This is a genomic window from Lysinibacillus sp. AR18-8, from assembly GCF_001705465.1.
Classification (GTDB): Bacteria; Bacillota; Bacilli; order Bacillales_A; family Planococcaceae; genus Lysinibacillus; species Lysinibacillus capsici.
This window is the reverse complement of the sequence record NZ_MDGU01000004.1, coordinates 19,803-37,799: the sequence shown is the minus strand read 5'-3', so window position 1 is coordinate 37,799 and position 17,997 is coordinate 19,803. Positions and strand designations below refer to the sequence as shown.

The following is a 17,997-nucleotide window of genomic DNA, read 5'->3' as shown; positions in this document are numbered from 1 at the left end:
CCGCTATACTATGTACAACAAAGGAAGAAATTTTTTACATAAAGATTGTAGTTTCACAAAGAAGGTAGGAACAAAAGATGTATAAAATAGGTGTTGTTGGTCCCATTCAATCCGTTGAAAGAATTATTGCCTTAGCACGAGAAATCGAACAGGATATGGAATTTATTCCGTATATATATGAAGTGGCGACGGAAACAAAGCATCTTGTGGAGACACATAATCAGGCTGTCGATTTCTGGTTGTTTTCTGGTTACATCCCTTATAAGCTTGCCAGTCAAACGAATGTATCCAAAGATAAATTGACCCATATTATTTTTTCCGAAGCGGCTATTTATCGGGGTTTTTTAGAGCAATCCTATCAGCAAAAAAAGTTTATAGAAAATGTTAGTATCGATATTATTCCTTCGCCTTCTCAAATGGCTTCAGAAAGTCTTGCAGAGATTCAGCATAATGTCCATCATATGTATTTAAAGGAATTTGATGTCGCTATTGATCCACAAGAGCTATTTGATTTCCATTATAGTCTTTGGCAGGCGAGCAAAATTGATTTTGCGATTACTTGTTATCCCTCTGTTGATGAAGAGCTGAAGAAACGAGGCGTTCCATCTTATTGGGTTTCCCCGACAAAAACAGAAATTTATCATACAGTTCAGCTTTTTACAGAGAAGATCAAAACGTCCTACTATAAAGAGACACAAATTGGTGCAGTCATGCTTGAAATTAAGGACTTTGATTCATTAAAAGAGCGCATGAAGCAAGGCTATCGTATTCAATATTTAGAATTGCGTACGAAGGAAAATCTACTACAGCTCTGTGAACAGATTGATGGCTCTCTTATTGAAGAGGGGAATGGTAAATATACGATCTTTAGTACAAGAGGTGCGATTGAAGGGCAAATACGATTTTTACAGGAAAAAATGTATCAGTTGTCGATTGAAATGGAGACGAAGGTGACAGCAGGCATTGGCTTTGCTCAAACAGTGTTCAATGCTGAGTTACATGCTCACCGAGGACTAAGACAGACGAAGGAAAACGAGGCTATTGACATCGTGATGATACAGGATGATGGCACCATTATTGAATCGGTAGGGAATGTAGAAGAGCTATCCTATTCCTACCGAGCAGAAGACCCTTATATCTTAGAAAAACTAAAAAAAGGGAATATTAGTATTAAAACCTATATGAAAATCCATGCACTTGTACAAAAAATGCATTGGAAGCATTTTACGACAAAGGATTTAGCGACACAACTGCAAATGAGCGAGAGAAATGCCCAACGAATCGTAGCAGATTTATGTAATGTAGATTTAGCGAGAATTTGTGGGGAAGAATTACAGCATACTCGAGGCAGACCTATTAAAATGTATCAACTTGTCTAAAAACAAAAATGTCCCAAACCAATAAATGGTGTGGGACATTTTTTTATGCTTTTTGAAGCCTTAAATACTGATAAATTAATGAATTTAGCGGTTATTTAGGTAAATAATATGGATTTACGAAGACGATTATCTATTAGAAATTTTCAAAAAAATATTGTCTTTTTATTGAACTTTGATTATTATACGAATATATAACGAAAATGTCGGTATATAAAAGGGGATTTACGGACAAGGGGGCAAGCATATTCAAGAATAGTCGTGGCAATAAAGAGAGGATTTCTATATATGGGAGGGATATGAATGACAACAAATGAAATAACGAAGAAATCTAGAAATGTCATCCTTGCACTTTTATTTTTAGGCTGGTCTTTAGGGAATTTAGATCGCTATATTATGAACTACGCAGTAGTTTCGATTACAGGGGATTTGCAACTGGATGCATCTTCAACGGGTATTATTTTAAGCGCTTTCTTTTTAGGCTATGCCATTATGCAAATACCGGGTGGCTGGCTTGCCGATAAGTTTGGCGCAAAACGAGTTTTATTGATGGCTGTTATCACGTGGTCTATTTTTACTGGCCTAACAGCCATTGCTTGGTCTTTAACAGCGATGATTGTGATTCGTTTTTTATTTGGCATTGGCGAGGGTGGTTTTCAGCCATCAAGCTCTAAAATTATTGCTACGATTTTCCCAAAAGAGGAAAGAGGTAGAGCGATGTCCATCATGCTTACTTCTGGTGGCATTGTTTCACTCATCGTCCCTTTGCTAGCTGCTTATTTATTAGGAACGATTGGCTGGCGCATGATGTTTATCATCATTGGGGCAATTGGGGCAATAATTGCCTTTTTATATTGGAAATACATTCAACTCCCGCAAGATGAGGCAGCTACTGCTGGAACAGAAAATACTACGAACAAAGTGAATTTTAAAGAGTTACTGAAAACACCCCTAATGTGGAATTTAATCATTGCTTATTTTTGTATTTATGCAGTGAACTGGGGATTAGTTTCTTGGATTCCAACATATCTTCAAAAAAATCGAGGCTTGGATTTAATGTCCATTGGTTGGGCGCAAACAATACCTGCCATTACAACGATAATTGGTGTATATGGTAGTGGCTATATCATTGATAAGCTACCAAAAGGTATGGAGAAAGTGTTAGGCTCCATCTCCTGCGCAGTCATTGGTCTTTTATTGTATTTAATGTTTACTGCCAAAACAGTGACGTTATTTATTGGTTACCAAACAGTCGTTTCGATATTTATTGCGTTTGTCATTACATTACTACCTGTTATTGTACTCAAGAAATTACCTTCTTCTATTACAGGTTCTGCAATGGGAATTGCCAATACAGGGGGACAATTAGCAGGGTTTGTTACACCGATGGCAATTGGATTTATGGTGGATGCCTTTAATGGCTCCTTTGATGCAGCCTTTTGGATGTTAATTGGCTTTGCGCTTATCTGTATTGTGTCGCTTGTCACACTAAACGACCAAAAAGGAACATTGTTAAAAGCATAATGAAATTGGAGGGACAAATATGAGTTATCATGAGAAAATTTCAATGTTAATTGAAGCAAAACAGCAAGCTACAGTAGCATTAAGCGATGCGATTTGGGCTGTACCCGAGCTTCATTTTCAAGAAAAGAAATCGATGGAATATATGAAACAGGCACTAGAAAAAGAGGGTTTTCAAACAGAAGTCGGTGTTGCGGGTCTTGAAACAGCGCTTGTTGGAACTTATGGTTCTGGCAAGCCTGTAATTGCCTTTTTAGGTGAATATGATGCGCTTCCAGGCTTGAGTCAAAAAGGTGGGGTGACACAACATGAGCCTCTTGTGGATGGTGGAAGCGGACATGGCTGTGGTCATAACTTATTAGGTACTGGCGCATTCGCAGCTGCTGTTGCTGTAAAGGATTATTTAGAGCAAAATCATCAGTCAGCAACAATTCGTTTTTACGGTTGCCCTGCAGAGGAGAATGGATCTGGTAAAGCTTATATGGCAAAGGCTGGCCTTTTTGATGATGTTGATATCGCGATCTCTTGGCATCCAGGTACGTTTTCGACTGTGATGACGTGTAGTTCTCTAGCAAACTATGCCGCAACGTTTAAGTTTACGGGCAAAAGTGCTCATGCCGCAGCTGCACCACATCTTGGACGAAGTGCTTTAGATGCTGTTGAGCTTATGAATGTTGGGGTAAACTACTTACGAGAACACATCATTCCAGAAGCGCGTGTGCATTATGCCATTACTAATTCTGGTGGAACTTCGCCAAATGTAGTTCAACCATATGCAGAGGTAACGTATCTAGTTAGGGCACCTAAAAAGCAGCAAGTACAGGAAATTTATCAACGCGTTGAGAACATTGCAAAGGGTGCCACAATGATGACAGGGACGTCAGTGGACATCGAGTTTGAAGGTGCTGCTTCGAATCTTATTACAAATAAAACACTTTATGATGTGATGTATCAACAAATACTTGAAATTGGTATGCCAGACTATACAATAGAGGATGAACAGTATGCGCAGGCTATTTTCAATACGTTTACACCAGAAGTACAAGCAGCTTCATTAGTGGGCTTGCGTAAAGAAGATGCCAAGCTATTACAAGGAAAAGTGATTGCTGATCATGTTCCAGGCATGCTACCTGAATTTATTATGGGTGGCTCTACAGATGTTGGAGATGTTAGCTGGAACGTACCAACCGTACAGTGTACAACTGTATGCATGGCATTAGGGACACCATTACATACATGGCAGGTAGTGTCTCAGGGAGTGACCCCAATAGCGCATAAAGGGATGCTACAGGCTGCTAAAATTATGGCTTGTACAGCCTTAGCGTTGCTGGATAATCCTCTATACATTGAAAAAGCGAAAAAGGAATGGCAAGAACGTCTAGATGGTGAAACATATCAATCTTTAATTCCAGAGGGAACACAGCCACCTAAGCGCTAACAGGATAGAGTCTTCATAGGAGAACTATGAAGGCTCTGTTTTTGCCTCATTTTGAAAGGAGAACGCGACATGTCAACACAACCCAATCATCAGCATCATCTTCTAGCACAGTGGGTATCACAGTATCGTGCAGCTACCAAAGAAGGGCAATGTGCTAATTATATCCCTGCTTTAGCCAAAAAAGATCCTAATCAATTAGCTGTTGCGATTGTTGGGACTGAAGGCCACGAAATCAAAGCGGGAGATACCGAAGAACTATTTACCCTTCAAAGCGTTTCCAAGGTTATTACCTTTATTTTAGCCTGTATGGATCGAGGCTTACCATATGTTTTAGAAAGAGTAGATGTTGAGCCAACAGGAGATACCTTTAACTCAATTATTCGCTTAGAAAGTCATCAGCCAGGTAAACCCTTTAACCCGATGATTAATGCTGGGGCTATTACGGTATCCTCCATGTTGGCTGGTCATTCTCCACAAGAGAAGGTCACAAAGATTCTACAATTTTTAGAACAAATCATAGGCAAGCAATTGAGTATCAATGAAGAAGTATTCCAGTCAGAGTGGCAAACGGCTAATCGTAATCGAGCATTGGCCTATTACTTAATGGATTCAGGGTTTTTAGATTGTCCAGTAGAGGCGGCACTTGAGGTTTATTTGAAGCAATGTGCAATTGAAGTCAATGTATCAGATTTAGCCATGATTGGCCTAGTTATTGCGAATGATGGCTATCACCCACTGTTAAAGAAACAGCTATTCCCAAAACAAGTGGCAAAATTAGCGAAGGCTTTGATGGTAACGTGTGGTATGTACAATGCCTCAGGGAAGTTTGCGGCATTTATTGGTCTCCCTGCCAAAAGTGGTGTATCAGGTGCGATTCTTGCGGCTGTTCCAGGACATGCAGGCCTACACTCGCCGTTTCCTACTGGCTGTGGTATCGGAATTTACGGACCAGCGATTGATCCAATAGGAAACAGTGTGGCAGGTGTACAGTTGCTGAAACAGCTAGCAACAGAATGGGATATGACTATTTTTTAATAAGTGGAAGATGATTTCAGCGCTTAGTCTGAAGTCATCTTTTTTTCATTTTATAAATAATAAATAAAACGATAAACCAAATTGGTGTTAACAGCAGTGCCGTACGCGTAGCCTCAGAAATAAACATCACCATTAATAAAAAGGCGAAAAACGCAAGCACGACGTAGTTGATAAAAGGTGTCAGTGGTGCTTTGAAGATTGAAGCTTCATGTAAAGCACGTTTTTTTCGTTTGTAGATAATGTGCGAAATGATGATAATGCTCCACACCCATATAAAACAAATTGCACTAATCGTCGTCACAACACTAAAGGCGTTCTCTGGCATCAACTTACTTAACAGAGCACCAGCTGATACAACAATAGTAGAAATAACGAGTGCATTACTTGGTACACTGTTTTTGTTGAGTTTGGCGAATGCTGGAGATGCCTGTTTATTGTTACCAAGATTATAGAGCATCCGACTTGTGGAGAATAACCCACTGTTACCTGCTGAAGCCGCTGAAGTAAGCACAACAAAATTTATAATACCAGCAGCAATCGGTATACCTGCTAATGTAAACACTTGGACAAAGGGGCTGCTTGAAGCAGACATCTCATACCATGGGTTAATACATAAAATAACAAATAATGCCCCTACATAGAAAAGTAAAATGCGAAATGGAATTTTATTAATGGCAGAAGGAATATTTTTTTGAGGATCTGCTGTTTCAGCTGCTGAAACCCCTACTAATTCCACACCAACAAATGCAAAGACAACCATTTGGAAGGCCATTAAAAAGCCGTATATACCATTTGGGAACATGCCTCCATGTGCCCATAGATTTTCAACTGATACTGCTCCTGAGCTAGTTTGGAAGCCAGTTACTAGCATAATAAGACCAATAATAATAAGTGCTACAATTGTAATAACTTTAATAATAGCGAACCAAAATTCTAGCTCACCAAAAAGCTTAACAGTTAATAGATTTAGTAGTAATAACAATACGAGGCAACCAATGGCTGGCACCCATTGTGGGATATCAAACCAATATTGTGTATAAACCCCCACCGCAATAATGTCTGCCATCGCCGTCATAATCCAACAGAACCAGTATGTCCAACCTGTGATATAACCTGCCCAAGGCCCTATGTATTCGGATGCGAAATCCGTAAATGAAGTGTAGCCTGCATTGGATAGTAACAATTCACCTAAGGCACGCATCACAAAAAATAGCGCTGTCCCTACAATTAAGTAGGCTAGGATGATCGAAGGCCCTGCTAAGGCAATAGCTTTTCCAGAGCCTAAAAATAAACCAGTCCCAATTGTTCCACCAATGGCAATAAGCTGTACATGGCGATTTTTTAAATCTCGTTTTAATTGTTGCTGTTCCACGTTAATCCCCCTCAAAGATGCATAAAAAACTATGACTGGAAAAATAAAAAGAGACTAGTTGTGACACTAGTCTCGGAAAAACGTCAGAATAACAAATACCATTTATTCGCAGATGTCTACATGAAATAGTGTAGCATCGCTTATAAAAGCTGTATTACTCCTCTGTCCTTTTGCCTGAGATAGTGAACCCTTCGGCGACGCAATGTGCGCTCTCTCCAGAACTGCTCCTGCTATAGTTTGATCCATAGCATTCATAGCTTATTAACTTGATAATCAATTATTATTGTAAGATATTATACATCCTAACAGTGCTTCTAAAATTATTCAACAATAAATTTTAACTATTTTCAGAAAAATAGAAGAATAGGGTTCGTAACTGGCATATCTCTAACGAAAAATAGTATTTTTGGTCATACAAAGTGTTTCGTGAAGGAGTTTTTAAATATGAGGTGGTTTATTGGAAGATTGCTCAACGTAGCTTTCGAAGTGCTCAAACATAAGTGAAAACCGCTCCAAAAAGACATCAAAGCGCTCATTTTTATGAGGACCCGACTCAAGTAGCGAACTCGTTCAAAGTAGATTTTGTATCAAAAAAGGGGACTATAATGCGTTTTGTTGCTTTACTTTTTTATTTTAATGACATGAAGCTCGTACAGCATCATTTGAAATAGATATAATATAGTAGAAACTCTGAATTTTTTAAAAAAGAAGCCGTCTCATAGTACTTTGAGACGACTTTTTTTGATGAGAGCATTAATATTTTTTTGCTTTTATTTTACCTGTCCAAGTTTTGAAACCACCTTGAAGTTGGTAAATTTGGTTGTACCCACGTTTTTTAAGAAATAGTGCAGCACGTGAGCTACGGCCTGTATTTTGACAGTATAGATATACTGGTAAATCTGGGCGGATTTCTTTATAACGTTGACGTAGTGTTGTCGAAGGCACATTTCGTGCACCAAGAATGTGACCAGCATCAAATTCTTTTTGCTCACGAACATCGATCAGCTGGGCTTTACGATAGCCTTCTATGAATTGCTCTTGTGTTAGGTTGGTTACGGCTTTTTTGAGTCGTAGTGCATTAATTCCGATATATGCAATTGTGACTACTAAAACGACACCGATTGTGATAAGTATGTCCAAGATTTTCTTACCCCTTTCTATCTTCTCTATTATTATAAAAGATGCGCTAGCGATAGTCCAATGAGTTTGATAAAATTAACTAGGTTGTAGCGAATTCGCTTTTTTCGTTACACAAGCAATCGTTCGCAATTTGAACTGTAGTATAATATTCGTTAAAGTTGACCCACAGGTGGGGCCTGATGGATCATTTTATATTTGTAGGAGATGAGCATATGACAACTTGGTATTTTTTAAATTCAGGGAAATGTAGTCCTTCTTTTAATATGGCACTAGATGAAGCCTTACTTGATTGGCATAGTGAGGGGTTAATTCCACCAGTAATTCGTTTCTACGAGTGGGAGCCTGCGACATTATCCATTGGTTATTTTCAACAAGCTAAGAGAGATATTAATTTAGATGCTGTGCGTGAACAAGGCTTAGGTTTTGTACGTCGACCAACTGGTGGACGAGCTGTCCTACATGAACATGAGCTAACTTATAGTGTCATTGTGACGGAAAGCTATCCGAATATGCCAGAATCTGTGACAGAGGCATATCGTGTGTTAAGTGAGGGAATTTTGCAAGGTTTCCATAACCTAGGTATGGATGCCTATTTTAGTGTACCTGATACAGAGGAGAAAAGAGCGGACCTGAAGAGTCCAAAAAGTGCTGTTTGCTTTGATGCACCAAGTTGGTATGAACTTGTCGTAGAAGGGAAAAAAATAGCTGGAAGTGCTCAAACACGTCAAAAGGGTGTCATTTTACAGCATGGCGCCATTTTATTAGATTTGGATCAAGAGAAATTATTATCCGTATTTAATTTCTCCAGTGAAGAAGCGAAGAATCGTATGCGTAGAAAGCTACCAGAAAAGGCTGTTGCCATCAACAGTCTTGTAAAAGAGCCAGTGACAGTTGAACAATGTGTGACAGCTTTTAGAGATGGCTTTGCAAAATCGTTGCAAATTGAATTAAAACCATTTACACTTTCTGAGGAGCAATTAGAATATGTCCAAGCTTTAGAAGAAAAAAAATATGCTTCAGATGAGTGGAACTTTAAAAAGTAAAAAATGGTATGAAAAAAATATTTTTTAACGTTCAATCCTAGTCATAACAAGTAGTTCTGAATCTATTAAAAAAAGCAAGAGTTGAATTAAAAAACTATATATAGTATCTTTTTTAAAGACATATACACAATATGTAGTGTTTAACGACACAAGATATTGTGTATTTATTTTGTAATGAAGAAAACAAGGGAGGCTAAACGATGGTACTCACAAATCATCAACCCGAAGTAAACAATCAATTTGAACAGTTAAACAAAGATATTGAACAATTCCCGCAGGTACACCCCGTAACATCTGATATGCATATTACACACAAAGGTGTATCAAGACTTGTCATGATCGATCGCTATTCGTTTAAAGACACAGAAAAGAAAACATTGAAAGCCGGCGACTTTGTTGTATTAACGGTAAAAGCTGATCCGAAATTTCCTGCACGTGGTTTAGGGACAATTCAAAAATTGGACATGTCTACAAAAACAGCAGAGATTTTGATTGAAGAGGATTATCGTAGCGCATTAGACGATCCGCAAGAGCAAGAAACGGGTGTGATTACGCGTTCAATTGACGTGTTAGAAAAGCCTCTTGAGATATTTTATGAACAAATTGCAAAACGAAATGCAACGGGCCTTGCCGCTGTTGAAAAAACACCAGAAAAACGTCAAGAATGGTTTGAAAAATTTTATGAGCAATTAGTATCCTTGAAATTCATTCCAGCTGGACGAGTGATTTATGGAGCTGGTTCTGAAACAGATGTAACTTTCTTTAACTGTTACGTGATGCCATTTGTCGCTGACTCTCGTGAAGGTATCAGTGATCATCGTAAGCAAGTAATGGAGATTATGAGCCGTGGTGGCGGTGTAGGAACAAATGGTTCAACATTACGTCCACGCAACACATTAGCTCGTGGTGTAAACGGTAAATCATCTGGTTCTGTTTCCTGGTTAGATGACATTGCTAAATTGACACATCTTGTGGAGCAAGGTGGATCACGTCGTGGCGCACAAATGATTATGCTAGCAGATTGGCATCCAGATATTGTGGAGTTTATTATTTCCAAAATGCAAAATCCACGTATTCTGCGTTACCTGATCGAAAATACAACGGATGAAACAATCATCCGTCTAGCCAAAGAAAAATTAAACTTCAAGCCACTTTCTATGCAAGAAGAAGCGATGTATCAAGGCATCGTGAATTATAAAAACATTGAAGGCTTAGGTGGATTTGATACAGCTATCATTCGTGAGGCTGAAAATAAATTACGTGATGGTGGCACGTACACTGTTCATAACCCAGAGTTTTTAACAGGTGCCAACATTTCTGTGACATTAACAAAAGAATTTATGGAAGCAGTTGAAAAAGATGCTGACTTCGAGCTTCGTTTCCCAGCTGTTGAAGAATATACAAAGGAAGAAATGAGCGTTTACAACACGAAATGGCATGAAGTTGGTGATGTTCGTGAATGGGAGAAAATGGGCTATAAAGTCCGCACATACCGTACAATTAAAGCAAAAGAGTTATGGAATTTAATTAATGTATGTGCAACATACTCGGCAGAGCCAGGTATTTTCTTCATTGACAACGCCAATGACATGACAAATGCAAAGGCATACGGTCAAAGTGTTGTAGCGACGAACCCATGTGGCGAGCAACCACTTGCACCATACTCTGTGTGTAACTTAGCTGCTGTGAATTTAGCACAGTTTGCGAATAAAGAAAATCAATCAGTTGATTACGAAGCACTACGTGAAACAGTTCGTGTTGGTGTTCGTATGCAGGATAATGTGATTGATGCGACACCTTACTTCTTAGAAGAAAACCGTGTACAAGCTCTTGGTGAACGTCGTGTTGGATTAGGCGTTATGGGCTTAGCCGATTTGCTGATTTACTGTGAAAAAGAATACGGTTCAGAAGCAGGTAATGCGTTAGTCGATGAAATCTTTAAAACAATCGCTGAAACTGCGTATGAGGCGTCTACAGAGCTTGCGAAAGAGCGTGGTAGCTTCCCATTCTTAGTAGGTGCTACAGACGAAGAAACAGCTCGTTTACGTAAAGCCTTTACAGAGACAGGCTTTATGCGAAAAATGCCTGCTCATATCAAAGAGCAAATCTTAGCGACTGGAATCCGTAACTCACATTTATTAACGGTTGCACCAACAGGGTCAACAGGAACAATGGTAGGGGTAGCAACAGGTCTTGAGCCATACTTCTCCTTCACGTACTATCGTTCTGGTCGTCTAGGTAAATTCATTGAAGTAAAAGCTGAAATTGTCCAAGAATATCTGAACCATCATCCAGAAGTAAATGAGCAAGAGCTTCCAGAATGGTTCGTTACAGCAATGGAGCTAAAACCAGAAGCGCATGCGGATGTGCAATGTATTATTCAAAAATGGATCGATTCATCTATTTCTAAAACTGTAAACGCACCAAAAGGCTATACAGTACAGCAAGTTGAAAAAGTGTACGAGCGACTATATAAAGGTGGCGCTAAAGGTGGTACGGTCTATGTTGACGGTAGCCGTGATTCACAAGTACTTACACTAAAAGCAGAAGAAAATGATATGGATCAACTTTCATTTGAAGAGGAATTGGTTGAAGAACATACAAAACGTCCAGTCGTATTAGTAGATACGATTCAAGCGTTAGAGTCAACAACTGTTATTGGCTCAGACGTTGGGAATACATGCCCAGTATGCCGTAAAGGCACAGTCGAAGAAATGGGCGGCTGTAATACATGTACAAACTGTGGCGCACAGTTGAAATGCGGTCTATAAATTAAATTTAATAACAGTTGTAACTTTTTACCCCTTTAGATAAGATAATCTAAAGGGGTATTTTTGTATAAATGGAAATAAATTCCTAGTAATTTGGGTACGAAGTGTTAAATCGAGAATAGATGTTGAGGGAGGATGGAAGTAAGGATGTTTCACAAATAGTTGAAAGAATTAATGAACTGTTTAATGTAACGAATAAGGAAATCTATGCTAGTGAATCTGGGGTTACATACCATGCAGATAAAGAAGTGAAGAAAATAGGATACTGTGTTAACCTAACGCTTGAAACGATAGAGGAAGCAAGAATTCATGGAGTGGACATGATGATAACACACCATGATGCATGGGATGAAATCTATGGATTAAAAGAGGCATGCACTGAAAAACTAGCAGCGTATGGTATAAGCCATTACTATAATCACTTACCACTTGCTGACTGTAACTTTGGCACAAATGATAGCTTATTAAAAAAATTGAATTTAGAGATTATTAAAAGAACCCATGAATGGGAAGGACTGTTCTTCGGTAGAATCGCTCAATATGAGAAAGAAATTGAATTTAAAGATTTCGTAACAAAACTTGAATTTTTACTTGACGAACCCGTTAGATTTTGGCAGTTCAATGACAAAATGGTGAATCGAGTAGGCTTAGTCTGTGGAAATGGAGGCACAACAGCTTGCCTGAAGGAAGCGGTTGAAAATAAATGTGATGTATACATTACAGGAGAATGTAATTTATATACAATTCAATATGCTCAGTTTAAAGGAATAAATCTTATCATTGGAAGCCATACCTTCACAGAATTCTTTGGCATTCAAAGTTTAGCATTAAAATTGAATGACAATAAAAAAGAACTTGAAGTAGTGAGACTAAATGAAGAACATTATGAAGCGAATATTAGAATAAAGCTTAAGGAGACAAGCATATGACGTTATATTCTGTCCTAGTGGCGAACAGTTCTTTACAAACAGTTGATTGTACAGGAATTGCTGAAATAACAGTAAGAGAATTAAAAAAATTATATCCAATTACAGAGAGTACACCAACACAGCCGTGGCATCTGATGGATGATGATGCACGAGTTTTACATGCAGCAGATGAATCAGCTTTTGAAAATTTGAATATATTTGAATGGAATAATCCACCTTATGACTTAGGGCTTTATAATGAAAAATCCTTTGTATACGGCATCGAGGGAAATTGGGGTCCTCAATTTTTAGAAGATTTTTTAAGTTATTTGAAGGAACATATACAACCAGAGCAAGGTGCTGAATTAATTAGGTTCTGGGCAGGGGATTATGATAAAAAACTAAAAATCCGTCGTATTACGATGGATGACCTTGAATTGCATCACCTTGAAAGTTTAAAGAACGAGGAATACATACGTGTCGCTTTTGTATAGCTACCTCTGTATGATGGAGCTCCACATAATAGACAAGCAAAAACATAAAGCAATAGATGAAAAGGCAAATCAAGCCCTATTTCCAAATTCAGAAGATGAGGTAGAAATTTTATCAAAAGAAGTAGATGAATTATTTCAGGATGATTAATCTTAACTATCTACATTTAGCAAGACAAAATTGATTAGCCTCATTCATAGAGTGGAAGAGGCTAGAAAATGGGATAGGTATAGTTACTCGCTATTATCAAATCCACCTCCATTAATATAGCGGTAGATTGGAGGAAATAGATACCAAATCGAAAGCTGTCATTTTGTTTCAAAATGGCAGCTTTCTTAGTGTTGAAAAATAAAACAGTCAATTGAAAGGTAGAAATGGATTTCCGTTGCAAGCTACTTGCTTTCCTGTGGGCGATCGCCAAGCCGCTTCCTCCGCTACCGCTCCGTTTAGTGGCTCGCCTGTCTCTCTATCCCACGGGAGTCAAGTAGCCTTCCACTCCAACCCACCAAAGTGTTACCTTTTTAGCGAAAGTTTTTTAGTAAATTGAAGGTGTTCACTACTCTTTATGAAGTGGTGTTGTCAAGCATCACATCTCCACATTGAAAATAACCCTCTAAGAATATAGATAATGGGCGATTTGATCGCTCTACTACTATGAAAAAAGTAAAGACATTTTGCAGAATAGTTGATTGGAGTGGAGCCAGCGTCACACCTAGGGGATTTAGCGTCACAGATGAGACCCTGCAGCGAACGGAAGTGAGTGAAGCGGCTCATCGGACGCCCCCTGGAAAGGACGCTGGCGGAACGGAAATCAACCTCTCACCTTGCAAAGTTACTTTTTCTGTTGTTGACATCATCTTTTTTCAACAACATGAAAGCTGTCATTTTGTTTCAAAATGGCAGCTTTTTATATACAGCACAATCAATGCTCTTTACATTTAGGGATTACAACAGGAAGGTCTTTTTATTTGATGATAGATTTTGGAAGGAGTATTGTTCAAAATGTGGAATTAAAATAAAGTTCGCTAAAAAGATGCATTTTACCATCGTCGATACTCAGTTTTAGTGGTTTGGCACATCACTTTATTAATCATTACATGTTTGGAAACAGAATGAACAATAAAAGGAGAGAAAAACATGAGTATAGAAATTTTTAATGGAGAACGATCTGTAGAGAGTGTGCAATTTGAAAAATTATTGTTTTCACAAAGTAATAAAAAGAGCTTTTCTAGTATTGAAAATGCTCAACAATTTATTAAGCAAAGAGGAACAGAAAATATTCACCCCTATGTGATTGGGGAGGATGTCAATCTTTTAAGCGCTTTGAAGGAGCAAACATTCGAGGATATGCAGGTTTTTATTTTAAATGACCAAAAGTCTTCATCACAAATGGTGATTCTTTATATTCATGGTGGAGCTTGGACGAATCAACCTTTAAATTTACACTGGTTGTTCATGGATAAAATGGCACAAGCCTTAAATGCAAAAGTTATTGCGCCTATCTATCCAAAAGTCCCTCATTTTAGCTATCAAGATACGTACCCAAAGATGCTCAGCTTATATAAAGAGATTCTAGTATCTATTGAAAGCTCCAATCAATTAACCATTATAGGAGATTCAGCAGGTGGAAATATAGCACTTGGTCTAATTCAACTGTTGAAGCGAGACGGTCTGCCTCAACCACAAGATATTATGTTATTGTCGGCATGTGTTGATATGAGTTTAGAAAATCCACTTATTCAGGAATATGAAGAAAACGATCCCATGTTAGCTAGTGAAGGAATGGAAGTCATAACAAAAATATGGGCAGCTGATAAAGCTCTAAAGGATCCAATAATTAGTCCAATTTATGGCGATTTTCAAGGAGTTGGCAAGATAACTCATTTTATTGGGTCCCACGAAAGCTTATATCCAGATGCAATACAGTTTGATGAAAAGCTAACAGAACAAGGCGTTGCAATCAATACCTTTGTTTATCCTAAGATGAATCATGTGTTTGTTGTGATGCCAATCCCTGAGGCAGTGGATGCGCAACAGAAGATTATCAATATCCTAAGTAAATAATTCACAGAAAAACGTGTTTTGAGCCATTCAAAATACGTTTTTTTTCTATGTACATTTTTAGCAAGGTTTATTTATCTGTAGATGTTTGAAAAATAAAATTTGTGAATTGCAGAAATCGCAGAAGGATTTGTCAAAATTAGTTGGTGTTTCAAAACAATCAATCACTGCAATTGATTTGGGAAAATTTAATCAATCATTAGAGCTTACCCCCAATATTTTAAAAGCTCCCGAATATGGTGGGTGATTTTACAGCCCTACTAGTAAGTAAAAAAAGATTCTAAGTAAGCTAAATTGTACGTTTAACCCCTTTGGATAGGCCTATTTAAAGGGTGTTTTTATTGTTCGCCAGAATCTTATAGATTACCACTTATTCCTTGATAACGACCAGTTGTCGATAATCCATTTACAACATGTATGGAAAAATTTATAGTGAGGCGTAGAAAGGACAGTGATCATATGAAGGTGGAAATATCGATTGACCCTACATATAAAGAACCCAAAGTAATCATTCTCACAGATAAAATGACTGATGACATTGAGCATCTTATGCAAATTATTACTACGACAGCAGAAAGCACTTTATTAGCTTTCTCCCATAAAGGTGTTGAATTGATCGATAGTAAGGAGATCGTGCGTATTTATACAGAGCAAAAAAAGGTTTGTGTCCAGAGCATTCACGGTGTTTATACGGTACGTTTGCGTCTTTATGAGCTGGAGGAAAAGCTCAATCCTCAAATGTTTCTCCGTATTTCAAATGCTGAAATAGTCAATCGCTACATGATCAAGCATATGGACATTAGTAGAACAGGTACAATCGGAGTTGAATTGAAGAATGGCACAAAAACATACGCTTCAAGGCGTTATGTAAGCAAAATTAAGAAGCAATTAGGAATCTGAGGTGATAAATATGCGAAAAGACATTTTAACACGTATTATTGGTGGATTTTTAATCGGTATAGTAATGGGACAAATTGTGCAATTCTTTGTATCAATGGGCATAGGGCAAGGAAAATATGTTTGGGTGGTGCCAGAATTTCGAGCTTACTTTACAGATGAGATAAGTGCAATAATTACTCAAATTCTATTAACGGGTGTTATTGGCATTACCTTTGCTCTTGCTGCACTTATTTTTGAAATGGCTAGCTGGGGAATGTTGAAGCAATATTTCGTCCACTTTTTCATAACGGCAATGATTTGGATACCGATTGTAACGCTACTATGGATGCCAAAAACGATGGCTAATATTTTTTCTCTCGTAGCCAGCTTTCTCGGAACTTATATTGTGACATGGGTTTTACAATATAGATTTTCACAACGTGACATAGAAAAAATTAATGCGATTCTTACCAATCGAGGTGAAGAGCAGGATGATTAACATAAGAGATTTAACAAAGCTTTATAAAGAGCGTGTAGTCGTTAATCAATTAAATTTACAAATCCATCAAGGTGAACTTTTCGCTCTTTTAGGACAAAATGGTGCTGGCAAAACAACCACAATCAAAATGTTGTGCGGGCTCCTTTCACCTACAGAGGGGGATGCCACAATAGATGGAAAAAGCATTGTGCAAAATACACAGGCTGTAAAACAAGTTATTAATATTTCTCCTCAAGAAACGGCCGTTGCGCCTAATTTAACGGTATATGAAAATCTATTATTATTCAGTCAGATTTATGGCTACGAAAAAGAAAAAGCACAACAACAAGTATATGACAAAATGGCCTTATTCGGACTGACACCACATCAGCATGACAAGGCTAAGACACTATCTGGCGGCTACCAGCGTCGTTTAAGTGTAGCAATGGCTTTAATGTCAAACCCAAAGGTATTGTTCCTCGATGAACCGACTTTAGGGATGGACATACGGGCAAGGAATGATGTATGGAACATATTGAAGCACTTAAAAGGACATGTCACGATTATTTTGACCTCCCATTATTTAGAAGAGATAGAGGCTTTAGCTGATCGTGTAGGAATTATGCATCATGGGCAAATATGTGCACTAGGCACGATCCAACAATTGATCAGTGAAACAGGCAAGCATTCTTTAGAAGAGGTATTCTTGGAAAAAACAGAGGAGGCGTTATTGTGAGGGTAGCTGCGTTTGCAACAAGGAATCATAAAGAGATTGTCCGTGATCCAATCACTTTATTATTTGGTATAGGCTTACCAATTCTTTTATTGGGCTTATTTTCTGTTATGCAAAAAAATATGCCATTTGCTTTATATGAAATGAATAACCTAACACCGGGCGTCATTGTATTTAGTTTTTCTTTTCTCACACTGTTTTCAGGAATGTTACTAGGAAAAGATAAAAGTTCATCCTTTTTAATGAGGATTTTTGTTTCTCCTTTGTCTGCCGCTGATTACATTTTAGGGTATATGATACCTTTACTACCAATAGCTCTGCTACAAATTTTTGTTTGTTTAGCTACCGCCATGTTTTTAGGGTTGCCATTTAATAAGTCTATCCACTTTATGATTCTTGCACTTCTAATAATTTCACCACTCTATATTAGTTGTGGATTATTATTTGGGACATTATTTACAGATAAGCAGGTAGGAGGGATATTTGCCATCTTTGTTAATGTGACAACTTGGTTAAGTGGAACATGGTTCGAATTAGATATGATTGGTGGAACATTTCAAAAGATTGCGCAACTTTTACCTTTCATGCACGCAGTCAATGCAGCTAGGGCTATCTTACATGCAGAGTATGCGAATGTGTTTTATTCACTTATTGTTGTCATTGGTTATACAATAATTATGACAATTCTCGCTATCTTTATGTTTAAGCAGAAAATGCAAGGCAGTACAAAATGAAAAAAAGGCAGCTCCG

17 protein-coding genes and 1 riboswitch are annotated in these 17,997 nt (G+C 38.0%); of the genes, 15 read left to right on the top strand and 2 right to left on the bottom strand.

What is annotated here, in order from left to right:
- The first annotated feature begins 77 nt into the window (after positions 1–77).
- From BFM98_RS01565 to BFM98_RS01550, 4 genes are all read left to right on the top strand, one after another.
- On the top strand, positions 78–1,379 hold the full coding sequence (locus BFM98_RS01565; RefSeq protein ID WP_066036349.1) for a hypothetical protein: 1,302 nt from the start codon (positions 78–80) through the stop codon (positions 1,377–1,379).
- Positions 1,380–1,679: 300 nt separating this feature from the next.
- On the top strand, positions 1,680–2,900 hold the full coding sequence (locus BFM98_RS01560; protein WP_054549150.1) for an MFS transporter: 1,221 nt from the start codon (positions 1,680–1,682) through the stop codon (positions 2,898–2,900).
- A 19-nt stretch (positions 2,901–2,919) separates the two neighbouring features.
- Positions 2,920–4,335, top strand: coding sequence for a M20 family metallopeptidase (locus tag BFM98_RS01555; protein ID WP_066036348.1), 1,416 nt, complete (start codon positions 2,920–2,922; stop codon positions 4,333–4,335).
- 69 nt (positions 4,336–4,404) lie between these two features.
- Positions 4,405–5,370 carry a glutaminase gene (locus BFM98_RS01550; RefSeq protein WP_048392274.1) on the top strand — a complete coding sequence of 322 codons (966 nt, stop codon included), beginning with the start codon at positions 4,405–4,407 and terminating at the stop codon, positions 5,368–5,370.
- A 34-nt stretch (positions 5,371–5,404) separates the two neighbouring features.
- Here BFM98_RS01550 and BFM98_RS01545 read toward each other — a convergent pair whose 3' ends face one another.
- A complete protein-coding gene (locus tag BFM98_RS01545; RefSeq protein ID WP_066036347.1) occupies positions 5,405–6,742 on the bottom strand; it encodes an amino acid permease in 1,338 nt (445 codons plus the stop codon).
- A 152-nt stretch (positions 6,743–6,894) separates the two neighbouring features.
- A riboswitch (glycine riboswitch) is annotated at positions 6,895–6,971 on the bottom strand.
- Positions 6,972–7,495: 524 nt separating this feature from the next.
- Complete coding sequence (locus tag BFM98_RS01540; RefSeq protein ID WP_004231073.1) at positions 7,496–7,882, bottom strand: rhodanese-like domain-containing protein; 387 nt, start codon at positions 7,880–7,882, stop codon at positions 7,496–7,498.
- 212 nt (positions 7,883–8,094) lie between these two features.
- Between BFM98_RS01540 and BFM98_RS01535 the strand changes: the two genes are divergently transcribed.
- From BFM98_RS01535 to BFM98_RS01495, 11 genes are all read left to right on the top strand, one after another.
- Positions 8,095–8,925, top strand: coding sequence for a lipoate--protein ligase family protein (locus BFM98_RS01535; protein WP_048392686.1), 831 nt, complete (start codon positions 8,095–8,097; stop codon positions 8,923–8,925).
- Between the two features lie 200 nt (positions 8,926–9,125).
- Positions 9,126–11,696, top strand: a complete 2,571-nt coding sequence (locus BFM98_RS01530; protein WP_066036346.1) for a vitamin B12-dependent ribonucleotide reductase — start codon at positions 9,126–9,128, stop codon at positions 11,694–11,696.
- Positions 11,697–11,818: 122 nt separating this feature from the next.
- Complete coding sequence (locus BFM98_RS01525) at positions 11,819–12,625, top strand: Nif3-like dinuclear metal center hexameric protein (RefSeq protein WP_083225193.1); 807 nt, start codon at positions 11,819–11,821, stop codon at positions 12,623–12,625.
- Complete coding sequence (locus tag BFM98_RS01520; protein ID WP_066036344.1) at positions 12,622–13,098, top strand: hypothetical protein; 477 nt, start codon at positions 12,622–12,624, stop codon at positions 13,096–13,098. Before BFM98_RS01525 ends, BFM98_RS01520 begins: the two co-directional genes overlap by 4 nt.
- 13 nt (positions 13,099–13,111) lie before the next feature.
- Complete coding sequence (locus BFM98_RS24365) at positions 13,112–13,246, top strand: hypothetical protein (RefSeq protein WP_256389902.1); 135 nt, start codon at positions 13,112–13,114, stop codon at positions 13,244–13,246.
- 504 nt (positions 13,247–13,750) lie between these two features.
- On the top strand, positions 13,751–14,038 hold the full coding sequence (locus BFM98_RS23235; protein WP_254659973.1) for a hypothetical protein: 288 nt from the start codon (positions 13,751–13,753) through the stop codon (positions 14,036–14,038).
- Positions 14,039–14,233: 195 nt separating this feature from the next.
- Positions 14,234–15,160, top strand: coding sequence for an alpha/beta hydrolase fold domain-containing protein (locus BFM98_RS01515; protein ID WP_048392280.1), 927 nt, complete (start codon positions 14,234–14,236; stop codon positions 15,158–15,160).
- Positions 15,161–15,574: 414 nt separating this feature from the next.
- Entirely contained in the window at positions 15,575–16,057 is a 483-nt protein-coding gene (locus BFM98_RS01510) for a LytTR family DNA-binding domain-containing protein (protein ID WP_254659972.1), read from the top strand.
- A 10-nt stretch (positions 16,058–16,067) separates the two neighbouring features.
- On the top strand, positions 16,068–16,535 hold the full coding sequence (locus tag BFM98_RS01505; RefSeq protein WP_048392282.1) for a DUF3021 domain-containing protein: 468 nt from the start codon (positions 16,068–16,070) through the stop codon (positions 16,533–16,535).
- A complete protein-coding gene (locus tag BFM98_RS01500; protein ID WP_066036343.1) occupies positions 16,528–17,250 on the top strand; it encodes an ABC transporter ATP-binding protein in 723 nt (240 codons plus the stop codon). Before BFM98_RS01505 ends, BFM98_RS01500 begins: the two co-directional genes overlap by 8 nt.
- On the top strand, positions 17,247–17,981 hold the full coding sequence (locus tag BFM98_RS01495) for an ABC transporter permease (protein ID WP_066036342.1): 735 nt from the start codon (positions 17,247–17,249) through the stop codon (positions 17,979–17,981). Before BFM98_RS01500 ends, BFM98_RS01495 begins: the two co-directional genes overlap by 4 nt.
- Positions 17,982–17,997: the final 16 nt, after the last annotated feature.

Coding starts and splice junctions, on each gene's coding strand:
- BFM98_RS01565 (WP_066036349.1), top strand. CDS start 78: ATGTATAAAATAGGTGTTGTTGGTCCCATTCAATCCGTTGAAAGAATT.
- BFM98_RS01560 (WP_054549150.1), top strand. CDS start 1,680: ATGACAACAAATGAAATAACGAAGAAATCTAGAAATGTCATCCTTGCA.
- BFM98_RS01555 (WP_066036348.1), top strand. CDS start 2,920: ATGAGTTATCATGAGAAAATTTCAATGTTAATTGAAGCAAAACAGCAA.
- BFM98_RS01550 (WP_048392274.1), top strand. CDS start 4,405: ATGTCAACACAACCCAATCATCAGCATCATCTTCTAGCACAGTGGGTA.
- BFM98_RS01535 (WP_048392686.1), top strand. CDS start 8,095: ATGACAACTTGGTATTTTTTAAATTCAGGGAAATGTAGTCCTTCTTTT.
- BFM98_RS01530 (WP_066036346.1), top strand. CDS start 9,126: ATGGTACTCACAAATCATCAACCCGAAGTAAACAATCAATTTGAACAG.
- BFM98_RS01525 (WP_083225193.1), top strand. CDS start 11,819: ATGTTGAGGGAGGATGGAAGTAAGGATGTTTCACAAATAGTTGAAAGA.
- BFM98_RS01520 (WP_066036344.1), top strand. CDS start 12,622: ATGACGTTATATTCTGTCCTAGTGGCGAACAGTTCTTTACAAACAGTT.
- BFM98_RS24365 (WP_256389902.1), top strand. CDS start 13,112: ATGGAGCTCCACATAATAGACAAGCAAAAACATAAAGCAATAGATGAA.
- BFM98_RS23235 (WP_254659973.1), top strand. CDS start 13,751: ATGAAAAAAGTAAAGACATTTTGCAGAATAGTTGATTGGAGTGGAGCC.
- BFM98_RS01515 (WP_048392280.1), top strand. CDS start 14,234: ATGAGTATAGAAATTTTTAATGGAGAACGATCTGTAGAGAGTGTGCAA.
- BFM98_RS01510 (WP_254659972.1), top strand. CDS start 15,575: ATGGAAAAATTTATAGTGAGGCGTAGAAAGGACAGTGATCATATGAAG.
- BFM98_RS01505 (WP_048392282.1), top strand. CDS start 16,068: ATGCGAAAAGACATTTTAACACGTATTATTGGTGGATTTTTAATCGGT.
- BFM98_RS01500 (WP_066036343.1), top strand. CDS start 16,528: ATGATTAACATAAGAGATTTAACAAAGCTTTATAAAGAGCGTGTAGTC.